The sequence below is a fragment of the Cyanothece sp. BG0011 genome (genome assembly GCF_003013815.1).
GTDB lineage: Bacteria > Cyanobacteriota > Cyanobacteriia > Cyanobacteriales > Microcystaceae > Crocosphaera.
Genome location: NZ_PRLH01000021.1, coordinates 1 through 17,435 on the forward strand (window position 1 = coordinate 1; position 17,435 = coordinate 17,435).

General features: G+C 37.6%; 10 protein-coding genes and 1 pseudogene. 1 reads left to right on the plus strand and 10 read right to left on the minus strand.

The window, feature by feature from the left end; genetic code table 11:
• The 6 genes from C4E06_RS04390 to C4E06_RS04415 all read right to left on the minus strand — a co-directional run.
• A partial coding sequence (locus C4E06_RS04390) for a lipase family protein (RefSeq protein WP_157951108.1) occupies positions 1-686 on the minus strand: 686 nt, incomplete at its 3' end.
• Positions 687-853: 167 nt separating this feature from the next.
• Positions 854-5,935 carry a Calx-beta domain-containing protein gene (locus C4E06_RS04395; RefSeq protein ID WP_107666987.1) on the minus strand — a complete coding sequence of 1,694 codons (5,082 nt, stop codon included), beginning with the start codon at positions 5,933-5,935 and terminating at the stop codon, positions 854-856.
• 363 nt (positions 5,936-6,298) lie between these two features.
• Positions 6,299-7,669, minus strand: coding sequence for a UDP-N-acetylmuramoyl-L-alanine--D-glutamate ligase (murD, locus tag C4E06_RS04400; protein WP_107666988.1), 1,371 nt, complete (start codon positions 7,667-7,669; stop codon positions 6,299-6,301).
• A gap of 130 nt (positions 7,670-7,799) precedes the next feature.
• Positions 7,800-8,747, minus strand: a complete 948-nt coding sequence (locus C4E06_RS04405; protein WP_107666989.1) for a homogentisate phytyltransferase — start codon at positions 8,745-8,747, stop codon at positions 7,800-7,802.
• 292 nt (positions 8,748-9,039) lie between these two features.
• Positions 9,040-11,772: a family 10 glycosylhydrolase gene (locus C4E06_RS04410; RefSeq protein WP_107666990.1), complete on the minus strand. Its 2,733-nt coding sequence runs from the start codon at positions 11,770-11,772 to the stop codon at positions 9,040-9,042.
• 81 nt (positions 11,773-11,853) lie between these two features.
• Positions 11,854-12,783 carry an ABC transporter permease gene (locus tag C4E06_RS04415; RefSeq protein WP_107666991.1) on the minus strand — a complete coding sequence of 310 codons (930 nt, stop codon included), beginning with the start codon at positions 12,781-12,783 and terminating at the stop codon, positions 11,854-11,856.
• A gap of 237 nt (positions 12,784-13,020) precedes the next feature.
• Here C4E06_RS04415 and dps point away from each other — a divergent pair, with 237 nt between their 5' ends.
• Positions 13,021-13,563, plus strand: coding sequence for a DNA starvation/stationary phase protection protein Dps (gene dps, locus C4E06_RS04420; RefSeq protein ID WP_107666992.1), 543 nt, complete (start codon positions 13,021-13,023; stop codon positions 13,561-13,563).
• 84 nt (positions 13,564-13,647) lie between these two features.
• On the opposite strand, the gene C4E06_RS04425 is transcribed toward dps, so the two are convergent.
• The 4 genes and pseudogenes from C4E06_RS04425 to cimA all read right to left on the minus strand — a co-directional run.
• A complete protein-coding gene (locus tag C4E06_RS04425; protein WP_107666993.1) occupies positions 13,648-14,529 on the minus strand; it encodes a mechanosensitive ion channel family protein in 882 nt (293 codons plus the stop codon).
• 82 nt (positions 14,530-14,611) lie between these two features.
• Positions 14,612-15,382, minus strand: coding sequence for an RNA-guided endonuclease InsQ/TnpB family protein (locus C4E06_RS04430; RefSeq protein WP_370051323.1), 771 nt, complete (start codon positions 15,380-15,382; stop codon positions 14,612-14,614).
• 109 nt (positions 15,383-15,491) lie between these two features.
• The gene (locus C4E06_RS29450) at positions 15,492-15,791 is read right to left on the minus strand and encodes a helix-turn-helix domain-containing protein (protein WP_339376968.1); all 300 of its coding nucleotides are present in this window, start codon (positions 15,789-15,791) and stop codon (positions 15,492-15,494) included.
• Positions 15,792-16,031: 240 nt separating this feature from the next.
• Positions 16,032-17,435 (minus strand): annotated as a pseudogene (cimA, locus tag C4E06_RS04440) (citramalate synthase); the annotation flags it as partial.

The following is a 17,435-nucleotide window of genomic DNA, read 5'->3' on the forward strand; positions in this document are numbered from 1 at the left end:
CAAGTGGGAACCTGGGGAACAATATCATTATGATTGACAAATCGAAAGACTTTCACTCCTAATTCTTGGTTAAAACGTTCAGCAAAGAGTTTTCCCCCTACTTTGGGTTGACCATAGGTATAAACGCCATGAACAATAATCGTGGGATCTTCAACCACACAAGCAGCCGCCCCAAAAGCAGCAACTGCACCCCCTAAACTATGGCCAGTAAACCAAACAGTTTGAAAGGTTGAACGTTGGATTTCTTGGCGTAAAATGGCTTCAATTCCTTGGCATTCGGGTAAGTTTGGATTTTTGGGATCTTCATAAGGATTCCAAATCATATTAAAATAATCATAGAATCCAGCATGAATTTTTAAACCAAAACGGTCTTTAAAAGCCCCTTCTGTTCTTCGATTCAAATTATCAGCCCAATCTAGTTTTTCTTCACTTCCGCGAAAGGCGACAATAATTTTTTCATCATCGCTTAATAAAATAGCTTGCGCCCCTTTATGATTGAAACAATAGACATGATCAGGATCAAAACCCCAATCTTTAGATTCTTCTTTTGTCCGTAATCTCCACTGATCGTTGTTTTCTCCTTTTTGTCGATAAGCTTTTGCAGAAAGCTCTGCTAATATACAAGCATTACACGGATCAAACGTAGTGGCCTTGGCATTAAATTTCTCAAAAGGAATAGACATCATAATTATCAGTCCTTGTCGATTTTTTCTATTCTGATTATAAATTTAATCGGTCTTTCTAGACCATTAAAAAATATTAACTAATTAACCCATAAAATACTCTATTTTTGTTAAAAAAGCCTGTCAATATTCAGACAGGCTTAAACGATTTAATCGAAAAGATGATTACCTTAAACGAAAGCAAAATTGTTGCTATTGATGTCTAACGTATTTGTGTTCTTAATAATACCCACTAATTCATCTTCCATTCCAGCAACCTTTAAAAAGATAGCTTGATCATTGGTTTGAAAAGGTGAAGAACCCAGATAGTAATCATCGGCTAGACCATGTAATTGAATGATATCTTCAGAGACATCAAAGTTAGAAATTTCTGCATAATCTTGTTGTCCATAGTTATCATACAAGGATTCACTAGCATTTCCTAATACAAAACTATCTGCATTGTTAGTGCCGGTTTCTTGAGTGACTAATCCGGTTAAAGAATCCACAGAACCCATTAAATTTCCGTCGGCTTCAATGGCGAAGAAATTAATATCTTCAGTCGTATGATTGGTTTCACTATCTTGACTGGTATCTTCTTCAACCATGATTTGAACGTTGCCATTAGTGAGAGTTTGGTATCTTAATCCTGAAGAATCTGGACCATCAAAGGTGGCAATATTTCCTAAGAATTTTGGAGCATTAATGAAGTTATTACCAAAGTTAATGGTGTGCCAGTTATGAGTCACTTGATCCCCAGTATTACCTGCGATAAACTGATTACCGTCCCAATTTCCTTGACCGGGAGAAATAGCTAACCAAGCAATGATTTCTGAACCATGTCCACTAAATTTAAAGGCTTCTTCTTCTTCTAAAGCGACTTGAAATCCGTTATTAGTGGCATTTTGTTGACGAGTTCTGACAAAGGTTGCATCATTATCCGTTTGAACTTGGGTTAATACGACTGGGGTATTGGTAAAGGTACTATTAAAGTTAATGGTTTCCCAATTTGAAGTAGTAATAGCATCTGTTGTGATATTCCCAACTTCGAGAATACTGCCATCAGATAGTTCCCAGATTCCCTGTTCAACCACTAAGAAACTAAAGCTTTCAGTGGTATGATTTCCGTTATGAGAATTACCATCTTTTAAGGTCGTTTCTTGAAGTTGAACCGAGAAACTATTACTTTGAATATCGGTAATTCTGATAGTAGAAGGATCAGGTCCATTGTAGGATAAAGGCCCGGCAAAAATGACAGGGTTAATAAAGTTATGATCAAAGAAAATGGTTTGACTTTCGTGGTTTAAGTTAGTAATTTCACCAATTTCAGCAATGACAGTATTATTCTCAACATTTTCAACAATCTCAACGGTAGTAGTATCTTGGGTGCCAATGATATAATTATCATCTTCTTGACCGGAAAGTAGTTGAAACTCAATGGTTTCGGTTCCTTCAATTTCAGAGTCATTATCAAGGAAAATTTCCACCGCTTTACTGGTTTCCCCTTGTGCAAAATAAATTAGGTTATTGAAACCATAGTCACTTCCGAGAGTCGCACTACCTCCCACTGCCGCTAGGCTAACCCATGAATCAAAACTGGTGTCTCCATTGCGGTTGAGGGTGACTGTTAGGGATAGTCCTTCGTTTTCATTAATCGTGTAGGTAGCTGACCCAAATTCAACCGTCGGTGAACTATCTAATTCTACAATTGAAGAAGTAGCTTGAGAAAATTCTATGAGAGAAGTTTCATCATCAAAAATAGAAATTGTTGTTTTATCTTGTTCCCCAATGACAAAATCAGAAGTATAAGGATCTTGAATTAGCTGAAAACTTAGGGTTTCTGTTCCTTCTATCTCATAATCATCTAAAATATCAATGGTAAAACTTTTACTGCTTTCTCCTGGACTAAAAGCAAGCCACGTAGGGAAAGCAAAAGGACTATCAAAGTCTAATCCTTGCTGTGCTAAACTCTCTTGTAACTGTACTTCAACATCTAGAAAACTATCGATATTTCCTAAACGATTTACTATTATTTCTATTTGATTAGGCAGGTTTCCATTGGTTTCAAAAGCACTATATTTAGCGGATTCAAATTCTAGATAACTGGTTTGTTTATCTAAAATTTCGACAGTAGTTGTATCGTTTTCTCCTAACTCAATGTCGGTATTATAGGGGTCATCCACTAACTGTAATTGGAAGGTTTCTGTTCCTTCTAAATTCCAATCGTTGGGAACTTCTATTTCTAGGGTTTTACTGGTTTCTCCTGGATTAAAGTCCACCATAAAGTTAGGAATATGGAAGTCAGAAAAGTCGGCACTTCCTTCTATGATGTCTAAATATGCAGTGGTATAGGTATCAATATTTCCACTTCGGGTTACAGTTATTTCTAGTTGATTGAAAAAGGGGTCATCTTGTTCAAAGGTGCTATATTTAGCGGATTCAAATTCTAGATAACTGGTTTGTTTATCTAAAATTTCGACAGTAGTTGTATCGTTTTCTCCTAACTCAATGTCGGTATTATAAGGATCATCCACTAACTGTAATTGGAAGGTTTCTGTTCCTTCTAAATTCCAATCGTTGGGAACTTCTATTTCTAGGGTTTTACTGGTTTCTCCTGGATTAAAGTCCACCATAAAGTTAGGAATATGGAAGTCAGAAAAGTCGGCACTTCCTTCTATGATGTCTAAATATGCAGTGGTATAGGTATCAATATTTCCACTTCGGGTTACAGTTATTTCTAGTTGATTGAAAAAGGGATCATCTTGTTCAAAGGTACTATATTTAGCGGATTCAAATTCTAGATAACTGGTTTGTTTATCTAAAATTTCGACAGTAGTTGTATCGTTTTCTCCTAACTCAATGTCGGTATTATAGGGGTCATCCACTAACTGTAATTGGAAGGTTTCTGTTCCTTCTAAATTCCAATCGTTGGGAACTTCTATTTCTAGGGTTTTACTGGTTTCTCCTGGATTAAAGTCCACCATAAAGTTAGGAATATGGAAGTCAGAAAAGTCGGCACTTCCTTCTATGATGTCTAAATATGCAGTGGTATAGGTATCAATATTTCCACTTCGGGTTACAGTTATTTCTAGTTGATTGAAAAAGGGGTCATCTTGTTCAAAGGTGCTATATTTAGCGGATTCAAATTCTAGATAACTGGTTTGTTTATCTAAAATTTCAACGGTGGTTGTATCATTTTCTCCTAACTCAATGTCGGTATTATAAGGATCATCCACTAACTGTAATTGGAAGGTTTCTGTTCCTTCTAAATTCCAATCGTTGGGAACTTCTATTTCTAGGGTTTTACTGGTTTCTCCTGGATTAAAGTCCACCATAAAGTTAGGAATATGGAAGTCAGAAAAGTCGGCACTTCCTTCTATGATGTCTAAATATGCAGTGGTATAGGTATCAATATTTCCACTTCGGGTTACAGTTATTTCTAGTTGATTGAAAAAGGGGTCATCTTGTTCAAAGGTGCTATATTTAGCGGATTCAAATTCTAGATAACTGGTTTGTTTATCTAAAATTTCAACGGTGGTTGTATCATTTTCTCCTAACTCAATGTCGGTATTATAAGGATCATCCACTAACTGTAATTGGAAGGTTTCTGTTCCTTCTAAATTCCAATCGTTGGGAACTTCTATTTCTAGGGTTTTACTGGTTTCTCCTGGATTAAAGTCCACCATAAAGTTAGGAATATGGAAGTCAGAAAAGTCGGCACTTCCTTCTATGATGTCTAAATATGCAGTGGTATAGGTATCAATATTTCCACTTCGGGTTACAGTTATTTCTAGTTGATTGAAAAAGGGGTCATCTTGTTCAAAGGTGCTATATTTAGCGGATTCAAATTCTAGATAACTGGTTTGTTTATCTAAAATTTCAACGGTGGTTGTATCATTTTCTCCTAACTCAATGTCGGTATTATAAGGATCATCCACTAACTGTAATTGGAAGGTTTCTGTTCCTTCTAAATTCCAATCGTTGGGAACTTCTATTTCTAGGGTTTTACTGGTTTCTCCTGGATTAAAGTCCACCATAAAGTTAGGAATATGGAAGTCAGAAAAGTCGGCACTTCCTTCTATGATGTCTAAATATGCAGTGGTATAGGTATCAATATTTCCACTTCGGGTTACAGTTATTTCTAGTTGATTGAAAAAGGGGTCATCTTGTTCAAAGGTGCTATATTTAGCGGATTCAAATTCTAGATAACTGGTTTGTTTATCTAAAATTTCAACGGTGGTTGTATCATTTTCTCCTAACTCAATGTCGGTATTATAAGGATCATCCACTAACTGTAATTGGAAGGTTTCTGTTCCTTCTAAATTCCAATCGTTGGGAACTTCTATTTCTAGGGTTTTACTGGTTTCTCCTGGATTAAAGTCCACCATAAAGTTAGGAATATGGAAGTCAGAAAAGTCGGCACTTCCTTCTATGATGTCTAAATATGCAGTGGTATAGGTATCAATATTTCCACTTCGGGTTACAGTTATTTCTAGTTGATTGAAAAAGGGGTCATCTTGTTCAAAGGTGCTATATTTAGCGGATTCAAATTCTAGATAACTGGTTTGTTTATCTAAAATTTCAACGGTGGTTGTATCATTTTCTCCTAACTCAATGTCGGTATTATAAGGATCATCCACTAACTGTAATTGGAAGGTTTCTGTTCCTTCTAAATTCCAATCGTTGGGAACTTCTATTTCTAGGGTTTTACTGGTTTCTCCTGGATTAAAGTCCACCATAAAGTTAGGAATATGGAAGTCAGAAAAGTCGGCACTTCCTTCTATGATGTCTAAATATGCAGTGGTATAGGTATCAATATTTCCACTTCGGGTTACAGTTATTTCTAGTTGATTGAAAAAGGGGTCATCTTGTTCAAAGGTACTATATTTAGCGGATTCAAATTCTAGATAAGTTGTTTCGTTATCTAATATAGACACAGTTGTCGTATTTTGTTCTCCTAAAATAGCAGCATCGCCAATCAATTTTAATTCAATACTTTCTGTTCCTTCTAACTCAAAATCATCATAGATATCAATATAAACTTTTTTCTCAGTTTGTCCTGGTTGAAAATCTATCCACTGAGGAAACATTCCCCCAAAATCAAACCCCTCTTGAGCTATTCTATTACCTAAATGAAGTTCTACACTATCATAATTATTGGTATTTCCAGAACGAGTAACAGTAATTTCTATTTGGTTAGGAAAGGGTTGATCTTTTTCAATTCCTAGATACTTAGCTGAAGAAAATTGAACGGAAGTCTGGTTATTATTCATGGTAAATAAAAACTATTTTTTAGTAAAAGAAACATGAAAGGATGATGATTAAAAAATGATTATTTCAAAATAACGATAAATACGGAAACTTTGTAATTTATCCGTTTTTGCTAGAACAAATATCAGTAAAAATTCAATAATTTAATAATCAATAATTTAATCCATCTAGTTCTAGAGTAACTACTACTGTGGAATAAACGGAGTCGTAAAATTACTGAAATTACATATTAATTTTTTTTAAAAAATATATAAAAATACGGTTTGACATAAGAAAATATATAAAAAGTCTCTCGTTATTTTTCACATAATAAAAACTCTAATCATCATCAATAATTAGAGTTTTTATGAATTCTTCAGTATAATCTAGGTCACTTTTTGACACAATTCTCGAAAATGATCTCCTCTATGTTCAAAACTTTGATATTGATCAAAACTGGCACAAGCAGGAGATAAAAGAACAACTTTCGCTTTTAGTTCTCGTCCTAATATTAAACCTCTTTCTATTGCTTTATCCATTGTTTCCATGATTTCATAATCATCATAACCAGAATCATGAAACCGTTTCGCAAAATTTTCAGCAGCGTCACCAATCAGTAGAACTTTAACAGCTTTGGCCTTAATTTGTGCAATCCATTTATGATCATCTCCTTCCTTTTCTTCTCCTCCTGCTATTAAAATTGTAGGCGATTGTACCGATAATAATCCTACCTCTGCTGCATCATAATTAGTTGCTTTACTATCATTAATAAAATCAATTCCGTCAATCGTTCTGATATATTCTAAGCGATGAGGAACCCCTGTAAATGTTGCAATCGCCTCAGCGATTGCCCCTTTTTCAATACCGGCTAATCTCGCTGCTGCAATAGCCATTAAAAGGTTTTGCTGGTTATGAAAACCTGGCATTTTAAAGAGATTTAAGGGTAAAATTAACTCACCAAACGCCACAACCCAATTATCTTGAATATAAACCCCTTTACTGGGATCACAGGGTAAATTATCTTTTCCTTTTACAGTGGTCCAATAAGCATCGGCCCATTGATGTAACCCTGTTTGATGTAAATAAGGATCATCTCCATTGAAAACTTGATATTCACTACGATGTAATAAAGATGCTTTAATGGCGTAATAGTTTTCTAAGGTTTTATGACGACTTAAATGATCGGCGGTAAAGGTTGTCCACAAACCAATTTTAGGGCTTAATTCTTGGGATGATTCACACTGATAACTACTAATTTCTGCAATGATCCAATCGTAGTTAGAAGTGTTATCTTTATTCAACTGAGATAAGGCTAATTCACAAGCAGCATAACCAATATTACCGCAAGCTGGTGCATTTAATTTTGCCCCTTGAAAAATCGCTGCCACTAAAGCAGTGGTGGTGGTTTTGCCATTGGTTCCGGTAATACCCACCCAAGGAGACACTTTAAGATATCGCCAAGCTAATTCTAATTCTCCTATGGTATCAATGTTATGTTCACGGGCTTCTATCAAGAAAGGAATATCCCAAGGAACCCCCGGACTAACGACAATTAATTGAGGTAAGGCAGTAGAATTCAAGTTAGGGGTATGGTCTAATTTAACTGTAATTCCTTCTGCTTGTAGTTGTTGCTGTAAATGGTTTAAACTAGCAGCGTTAGAGCAATCGCTAATTATGACTTCCCACCCGTCTTGCTTAAGGCATTTGGCTGCAGCAATTCCCGATCTTCCTAGTCCGATAATATAAGCTATGGCCATCTGTTTTATGGCTTCCTTGTCTATGGATAAAGCAAATTTAATGTTACCACTTTATGAGGAGATAACTCAACATTCATAGAAAAATTTACAGTCGAAAACATTATCAATAAAACATGGGTTCAACCTTGCCTTAAAGTAAACAAGCAAGGGGAAACAGTAAATATTCTAGGAAAAATAATCGCCAAATAAACTGATAAAATTGAGCAATGGAATTTTTGTCGTCTAAATTAACTTTCTGACTCCGCCATAACAGCAATGCTAGTAACCCAAGATGAGAAATTATTAACAATAGTTGATTAATGTTAAATATAGATAACAGTCCAACCCCGATCATCCCTAAGTAGCAAAAGATAATAACAGCACAAGAAATTTTAAAGATCGCTGTTTTCCCTAATAAAATTGTAAAGGTTGTAATATTATATTCCCTATCCCCTTCAAGATCAGGAACGTCTTTAAAAATAGCGATCGCAATGGTAAAAATCACCACAAATGCTGTCAATATCCAAACGGTAGGTACTAAAAAAGGACGACCAGTAAGAGCATAAGTAAAATGAAGAAATAGCCCTAAATTAACAATAATTCCTCTGACCGTAAAAATACAAAAAGCTGCCAATAAAGGGAAACGTTTTAATCGAATAGGAGGTAAAGAATAAGCAGTCCCAATCATCAAACTAATGGCCACAGTTCCCCCTAACCATGGACTCCCTAATAAAGAAATAATTAAAGCAAAAATACCAGCAATCGTTACAATATAACGTCCTTGAATAACAGAAAAATCTCCTGAAGCCAGGGGAAGATAGGGCTTATTAATTTTATCAATTTCTTGATCTTCTAGTTGATTTAATCCAACAATATAAACATTGCCACATAAACAGGCTATTAAAGGAACCACTAAGTATTGAATCTTATCAAAAGTAAGATTATCTTCAATGGTTGCTAAAGCAATTAAGTATAAAGCTAAAACACTTAGACTGGTTCCAACTATGGTATGAGGACGGGAAAACTCCCAGAAACTTAATAACCATCCAAGGGGATTTTTCAAAAAAATTTTAGGGCTATTAACTGAGGTTTGAGGCATAAAATTTAAACTAATCTATATTGTAGTTACTTTCAACTTTTTAGGAGTCTGATATCAGATACATTCTTCAACTTTTGCCATGTACTGATAATAAAACCTGATAAACTTGTTGGGCAAAGTTTTCAATTGAATAATTTTCGCTGGCTACTTTCCAGGCATTTTTATCTAACGGTTGGGACTAAAAAACAAAAGTAATTACTATTGGCAATAATATCATATTTTTATTATTTCTGTAAATAGGCAATTATTTGTATTATTTTCAACTAAAATTGATTAAGCTTTACTTGATGGTTTAGGGTCTGATCCTAGAATGATTAATCATTTTACTGTCTCCATAGGCTAATAATTTATTTAAGGTTTCTAGTCTATTTTCCCACACTTGAACTTGATAGGAATAAACTTGCTTATGACTCCTCATCCAGTTAGGAAATTGTCGTTGAAATTGTCTTAAATATTGTTGGGCAATTCTGAGGTTATTTGCGGATGGTTCCGCTGCTAATTTTTCGAGTGCTTTTTCCAATTGTTTGCCTTGAGCATCAATTTGCTTAAGACTATTTTTATCGAGTTTTAACTGTTCTTTATTCGCCAAAAAAGTCCACTCTTTTTGTAAAGATTGATAACGAGATAAAGCTGTTTCAAACGGTTGACGATAGGGTAGGGGTTGGGGAGTGTTTGGGCTTTGGATACGACTTAATAAGCTCTGTAAAGAAGGGGTCAAGTTTTCTGTTGCAAAGAGAGCAAAACCACTAATGGGCATATGACGAACAAATTGTAATTGATCGATGGTCACAGGATCAGGAACCTTTAATAAACGTAACCCAGGAATCACCAAAGCTGATGGAGGTAAACTATCATCAAACGCCAATTTGATCCGTTCTTCTAGATTACCTGTATCGAGAGCATAAGTCATTAAAACGATCATATCGACCCATTCTTGTTTCATCCATTCTTCCCAATTTTGTTGAAGACGAAAAAGGCGATCGCGTTGTTCAATAGGAAACACAGAAGCCGAAATAATTAACTCAGGATTGATCTGTTTCAAATAAGTTGAGGCCGTCGCTACAAAACTATCAACTTGACGAATACGAAAGCCAGTCCACTGATTCCATAAAGGATGACCCGGAGAAATTTCTATGGGGTCCACTCCCGTCATTTCTTTAAACAAGTAACGAGAAGATTGACTATAACCAAAGGTTTGATTATTTTCGGGTTGTTGAAAGGGATAACGAATATAATCAAATTGAATGCCATCTACGTCATAATTACGGACAATTTCATCGAATAAAGAAAGTAAATATTTTTGAACTCTAGGGTTAGCCGGATCAAGAAAAGCCTTCTTAAATTGTGGGCCTCTATCAAAATGATTGCCATTTTTATCGGTGATTCCCCAGTCAGGATGACGAGAAAGCACCGGGCCTAAATAGTCTTCTGGTTGTTCTAAAACCTTGTTATGACCTTGATTGGCTGCTGCAAATACCCATACCCAGGCGTGAAGTTCCATGTTTCGTTCATGGGCTAATTTAACCGCCGCTTTCAGGGGGTCCCATCCTTTGGTTAAGGGGTTTTGTTCTGGGGCCACTCGACTGGGATAAATGGGGTAACTAGCGTTAACGGTTTCCATGAACACCGTATTGATACCTGCTTCAGCCATGCGATCAAACAATACCGCTAATTCTGCTTCTGACCGAGTTTTAACGATCGTGCCACGATCTAACCACATGGCCCGCACTTCGGCTTGAGCTAAAGCAGCATTAGTTGGATAATGATCCCAAAGATTACGACGGGCTTTTAACCACAGTTGTCGGGCTTGATCATATTGTCTTTGATTGAGTAATCGTTCAAAATTTTGCAGACTAACTTTGGCTTGGTTTACCGCTTCTTGAGACTGATGTAAGCTGACGTAGGGATGATCCGAAACCCCTTGATGATGGGCTTTGGCTGCTAAAAGCGTGCTTTCAAAACGCACAATGAGCTTAGATAACTCTTCGCTCATGGTTTGGGCTTGTTGAGGGGAAATAACCGCCACAGCATTGGCATCAAGCCCATCATTGAACCCTTGAGAACGGCGATCGCCAAGAGAGCCACTTTGCGCTGCGCTGATGAGAATGGGAGAAGGAATGGAAGAGTCAGGGGATAATTCGATTTCAATAGAGGGTTCAGGCCCGGTTTCAATTTCAGTGTCTTCGGGTGGGGGAATATAGACAGGGGGTAAGATGGGGAAGGGTTGTTGAGGCGGATTAAGATCCAATATATTACAAGGCGGAATATCCACACTCCTTTCTGCCACCAATTGATTACTTTCATTGATGCCGTAGCGATTTAAAACCGTTTTTAACCAAGTCACATCAAAGACAGCAGAGGTTACCCCACTTACCCCCCAACGCCATCCGAGAAAAATAGTGCGATCATTAATAATAACCGCAGGGGGCTTATTTTCCGTTAACCACACCGCAAGGGGTTGAGCGGTGATCGCACTGGGAATAATCACACCTCCGATCAAGGTATCGCTGAGACTGTCGGGGTTCCCTAAAGAAAGTTGATTGGTTGGTTCGACTTGAATCGTGGAGGGAGCCGAGTTAGAAAAACCCCAATAACCTCCAAATAAAGCCCGTAATTGGTCTTTAACCGTCGATTCTGATAAATTTCCCGTCGGACCGCTAACAATGAGATTTCCACCCCCTTCGACCCAAGTTTCTAAGGCTTGTGCTTGTTGACCGGTAATGGTTTCGACATTGGGCAGAAATAGGGTGCGGACATTTCTCAGGTCTTCTGCTGTTTTCCACTTTTCTGCCTCGATCAAACAAAATTGAAGACCGGTGGCTAGGAGGCGGTTGCGAATGGATGTCCACTGGTGTTGATTTTCTGGACTTTTGACCACTCCAACTTTGCCTAGGAGTGCCTGGGAGGGGGTGATCAAGAAACTCCAAGCCATGAGGGAGGTTAGGAGGTTTAATAAGGATTTTGAGGAAAAAAATTGGGTTTTTCTGCCCCAGGTTTTAGCTTTGTCCCATTCAATTTTCCTCATCACAACACACACTCCTGATTGCTAAGTTGTCAGCATTTCTCAAATCTTGACTATTTTACCGTGAACTATTCCAATTCAGCATTAATCTCTAGTTTCTCTGTTATAGGCAACCCCTAAGGCTTTGGGTGGAGAGGCTTTTCCCCCTAACCCTAATAATGCTAATAAAGCGACAAGATAGGGTAACATATTCAAAAATTGATAGGGAATATTGAGATTAAAAGCTTGTATTCTTAATTGTAGGGATTCGGTGGCACCGAATAAAAAACAAGCTCCTATAATTCCTAGGGGATGCCACCGACCAAAGATGACTGCAGCTAGGGCAATATAGCCTTTTCCTGCCACAATTCCCTCAGCAAAATATCGAATATGAACTAGGGATAAATAAGCTCCTCCTAGCCCACATAATATGCCTGATAACAGGACACAACCATAACGAATCCAATCAACTGAAATGCCTGCCGTTTCTGCTGCCAGGGGATATTGTCCTATGGCTCTCACGGATAAACCAAAATTAGTAGAGAATAATAAATGAATACTAAGCAAAATCACAACAATCAAGAGAAAAATAAAGAGGTTTTCAGGGGAGAAACCCCCTTGTATTTTAGATGGGTTTAACCACTCAAAAAATGAGAATTTAGGTAATGTATTGCTATCCCCTTGAGAAAAAATAAGCCGACTGAAAAAGCCGGTTAATCCAGCCACAGATAGGTTAATACCCAAGGCTGAAACAATTTGATTAATTTTTAAAGTGACGGAAAAATAAGCGTGTAATAATCCCACTAATCCTCCGACAGCACTTCCGATTATTAATCCTAACCAAGCATTATTACTAATAGATGCCACCGAAGCACTGACAAAAGCTCCTGTTAATAACATCCCTTCTAAGGCAATATTTAAAACCCCAGACCGTTCTGACCACATTCCTCCTAACGCAGCAAATCCTAAGGGAATGGATAAACGAATGGCTGCAGTTAAATAATCAATCAAAAAACTTATTTGTGTTTCATTCATTAATCAACTTGTCATCTTAAATAACGTAAGTTTAAAGATAATAGCCCATCAGTGAAATTTCAAATAATCATCTCTTAACCTAATTACTACTTAAACATAATGAATTACACACTTTTTAAAAAATTATAAATCTCCCTATCTCTTACCTGTTGCCTTCCCTAACAGTGTCATTTATTTTATGGGCTTACTTCTTGTTATAATCAGAATAACCAAAACTCTTACTAAGGACAAACTTTTATGGCTACTGCACAAGTTACGAACAGTCCTAACGCCTCATCAAAAGCCCGTTTTTATCCGACTCGTATTGATTTATCTGCTGATATTCGTCAACAAGTTGTTAGTATTCTCTCTCCGACTTTAGCCACTACTTTAGACTTAAAAACCCAAGCAAAGCAAGCCCATTGGAATGTTAAAGGACTCAATTTTTATCAACTCCATGAACTATTTGACGTTCTTGCAGGGGAATTAGAGGGATATGTGGACATGGTAGCAGAAAGAATCACCGCTTTAGGGGGGACTGCTATGGGAACCGCTAGAATTGCGGCTAATGAGTCTATCATTCCTGAATATTCTTTTGATGCTGTCGAAGGTATTGAGCATATTCGCGCTTTAGCAGAACGCTACGCTGCTTATGGGGCGCATCTCCGTGAAGCGATTGATAAAACTGAAGAATTAGGGGATGCAGACACCGCAGATTTATATACCGAGATTTCTCGTGAAGTTGATAAGCGGTTATGGTTTTTAGAAGCTCATCTTGTTAGAAAAAGTGAACTACATTAAACTACCATTAAGATGATACAGAATAGGCAATAAGATAGGATTCTTGCTATTGCCTATTGCTTCTTCCTGTAATCCCCTTAGTGATTAACTAACAGCCGAGGTGTTACGAATGGCATAATGTTGTTCGGGAACAGCATAACCCGCATCAGCCAAAGTTTCACGAATGACTTTATTAGTATCAAAATAAACTTGCCAATAATGTTCATTGTTACAGTAGGGACGAACCGCTAAAACAGGTCCGGCAAGATTAAATTCTAAAATCTCGACATCGGGACTGGGTTCAGCTATAACGTTAGGAATTTGATTTAATCGTTGTTGTAATAGATTAATGGCCTCTGCATGATTAACACCATGATTGAGTTGTGCCACTAGGTCAACCCGTCGGTAAGGATTAGCAGAAAAGTTCTGGATATTATCAGAAAAAATCTTATTATTGCCGACAATGGTTCTGACATTATCTAGGGTGTTAATGGTGCAAACAAAGAGGCCGATTTCTTCGACGGTTCCGGTGATTCCTCCAGCAGAAATGAAGTCTCCTACCCCAAACGGACGGAAAATCACCAAGAAAACTCCGGCCGCAAAGTTAGCTAAGAGTCCACCCCAAGCTGCACCAATGGCAATCCCGGCAGCAGCTAATAAGGCAGCAAAGGAGGTGGTTTCGATGCCAAAGTAGCCTAAAATAGCGACAATTAAGACAATTTTTAGGGAAACTCCCAAAAAGTTAGCTAAGTAAGCAATTAAAGTGGGTTCAATACTTTGTCGCTTGAGGACACGGGACATGATACGAACCCCTTTGTTAATTAACCATTGTCCCACAACCCATAGGGCGATAGCACCTAAAAATTTTAAGCCAAAATTGGTAATTTGTTCTTTAAGGGTTTGGACAAAAACGTTAACCTGTTCTACCTGTACCTCATCAATGGGGATTTCTACAGGCAGTTCAACAGGTGCTTGCAATAGATACATTAGTGCAATCTCCTCACACTGTTATTACACTGCTTCATGAAACCTAGACAAACCTGGACAGGCTTGTTGTTCAATTCCTGCTTCAACCAAGGGAGACGGCTCCTTCTTGTCCACAGGCGTTCACCGATAAGCCATCGGCATTCTTGATCCAACCTTCGATATTTTTTGAGGCGTTGAGATCCCTGTCCATAACTTGGCCACAATTTTGACAATAATAAACTCTTTCAAATAAGGGCATATCTTGTATATTTCCGCAGACTGAACAAGTTTTTGAACTGGGGAACCACCTATCTACTATGGTTAACAAAAAGCCAAAACATTCTTGTTTATAACTCAACAATTCTCGAAAACGATACAATCCTAAATTAGATAAGGCATTGGATAATTTGTGGTTAGCCATCATCCCTTTTATGTTTAAATCTTCTATGAGAATATGTTGATAAGTTTTGGCCAATAATGTGGTGGTTTTTTGCAGAAAATCTTCTCGAATGTTGGTTATTCTTTTATGCTTTTTTCTTAGTTTCTGGTAATATTTAACCGCATTTTTAGATGCAGAGATTCCAGAACGACGGTTGCTGTGTACCTTATTTCTGTTTCTCCATTGTATCTTTCCTAGCTTGGTTTTCGCTTTTTTGATGGAAGATGGAGCCTCCAAGGTGTTTCCGTCACTAAGAGTGGCAAAAGTTTTTATTCCTAAGTCAATTCCTACTTTTTTATGGCAGTGTTTCATCTCAGGTCTTTTACAAGCTGAAACGGCAAAACTTATATACCATTTCCCTGCAGACCTCGATATAGTAAAGGTTTGAGAAACACAGTTATAAGGGATAGCCTCTTTTAATCTGAATGTTCCCAAAGTAGGAATTTTTATCTTTTTCCCTCCTTGACTAATACCTTACCGTTAGAACTATCTACTGTAAAACTACAGTGATCTTTCTTCTTTTTAAAACGAGGTAAGTCTGCTTTTATTTTAGGCTCTCTCCAACGGAAAATGCTTTTTTCAAGTCCCTAAAAGCATTCTGATAAATGCGAGATGAATATTTATTTGTCCATAAATATTCTGTTTGCTTTTTAGTAATGTTTGTAAAGACTTTCTTGATAGCATCTAACCGTTTTGAGTCACTGCCAGAAATTTCGGGAATATCCCAGGTGGATTTGAGTAAAGATAAGCCATGATTGTATACAAAGCGAGAAAAGCCAGCACAGCCAGCAAAAAAGCTCTTTTCTTTGTTATTCAGCTTTAATTCTCTCTTAATTGCGTACATGATTAGCTCTTTTGTAATGTTTTGACACTAACTCCTGCTAAATCGGCAAATTCACTTGGTCTATAGTGCATCCTAGACATTCTGTATAGGTATGTCGAGTATTGTACAGGTTTTTGTCTTCTAGAAAAAGCTCTTTAAGATATATGAGGGATTAATTTAGGTTCCAACATTTTCATAATTTGTTATGAATTAATCTTTTTTCCCCACACTCAAAGATATAGTAATGAGTTAACGACATATTCAAGACATGGATTTGACTGGTTTTTTCATAGTTGATTTTAACAATAAACCGTATTCAATTCCCTCTACTACGGCTTGATAAGAGGCTTCTAAAATATTAGGAGAAACCCCTACAGTAGTCCACCGTTCATGACCATTGCTCGACTCAATTAAAACGCGAGTATTAGCGGAAGTTCCGGCACCTCCATCGAGGATTCTAACCTTATAATCCGTGAGATGAAATTGGGCAATTTCAGGATAAAAATTAACTAAAGCTTTCCGTAACGCACTATCTAAGGCAGAAACAGGTCCGTTACCCTCGGCTACCTCTAATCTATCTTCTCCATTCACTGTTACTTTAATCGTCGCTAACGCATTACTATAGGGCATTCCTTCCCCATATAACCTATCACAATGAACTTGGAATCCTTGTAGTTCAAAGAAGCTTTTTGTCTGTCCTAACGCTTGACGCATTAATAGTTCAAAGCTGGCTTCTGCTGCTTCAAATTGATAACCTTCGTGTTCTAATTCTTTAATCCTTGTCAAAATTTCACGACAGGCAGCATCTTCTTTTTTTAACTCAATGCCAAAGGTTTTGGCCTTGGATAAAACATTACTTAACCCGGCCATTTCTGAGATAACAATGCGCCTTTCATTGCCAATATTTTCTGGTTTAATATGTTCATAGGTTAAAGGATTTTTCTGCACCGCAGACACATGAATGCCTCCCTTATGGGCAAAGGCCGAACGTCCCACAAAAGGCGCGTGGTCATCGGGGGCTAAATTAACCATTTCGCTAATTAAACGGCTCGTTTTAAGTTAGTTGGGTCAACTGGCTTTCTTCTAAACAGTGATAACCCATTTTTAACTGTAATTGGGGATTAAAGTACATAAGTTCGCATTTCCGCAGCGTCCCCGTAACCGTTGATGGTTCCTGTACCATTCTCACCCCTTCGACCACTCCAGCTAACCCGTTGGCCACGGCGGTTCCAGAATCATTATGAGTATGAATACCTAATTGAGGACTATCTTGATCGGGTTGAATCTCTAAGGAAGTTATCACATCTTTAACAATGCGACTGACATTGTGGGTAGGTTCCCCGTTGGTATCGCATAAAATAACCATTCTGCCCCGGCTGCTTTGGCGGTTTTCAGGGTTTTAGGGATAGTCTGGGTTATTGACATAGCCATCAAACCAATGTTCTGCATCATAAATGACACGCCGTCCCTGACTACGGAGATATTCTATCGTATCGGCGATCATGTTTAAATTTTCTTCTAGGCTGGTTTTTAGCCCTTCGGTGAACGTGGAGATCCCAAGATTTACCAAAAATGGTCACCCATCGGGTTCCGGCAGCTAAAATCGCTTTTAAAAGGGGGTCTTCGGCCGCTATTTTATGGGGACGACGGGTCGAACAAAAGGCG

Coding starts and splice junctions, on each gene's coding strand:
- C4E06_RS29450 (WP_339376968.1), bottom strand. CDS start 15,791: ATGTACGCAATTAAGAGAGAATTAAAGCTGAATAACAAAGAAAAGAGC.
- C4E06_RS04395 (WP_107666987.1), bottom strand. CDS start 5,935: ATGAATAATAACCAGACTTCCGTTCAATTTTCTTCAGCTAAGTATCTA.
- murD (WP_107666988.1), bottom strand. CDS start 7,669: ATGGCCATAGCTTATATTATCGGACTAGGAAGATCGGGAATTGCTGCA.
- C4E06_RS04415 (WP_107666991.1), bottom strand. CDS start 12,783: ATGAATGAAACACAAATAAGTTTTTTGATTGATTATTTAACTGCAGCC.
- dps (WP_107666992.1), top strand. CDS start 13,021: ATGGCTACTGCACAAGTTACGAACAGTCCTAACGCCTCATCAAAAGCC.
- C4E06_RS04405 (WP_107666989.1), bottom strand. CDS start 8,747: ATGCCTCAAACCTCAGTTAATAGCCCTAAAATTTTTTTGAAAAATCCC.
- C4E06_RS04425 (WP_107666993.1), bottom strand. CDS start 14,529: ATGTATCTATTGCAAGCACCTGTTGAACTGCCTGTAGAAATCCCCATT.
- C4E06_RS04410 (WP_107666990.1), bottom strand. CDS start 11,772: ATGAGGAAAATTGAATGGGACAAAGCTAAAACCTGGGGCAGAAAAACC.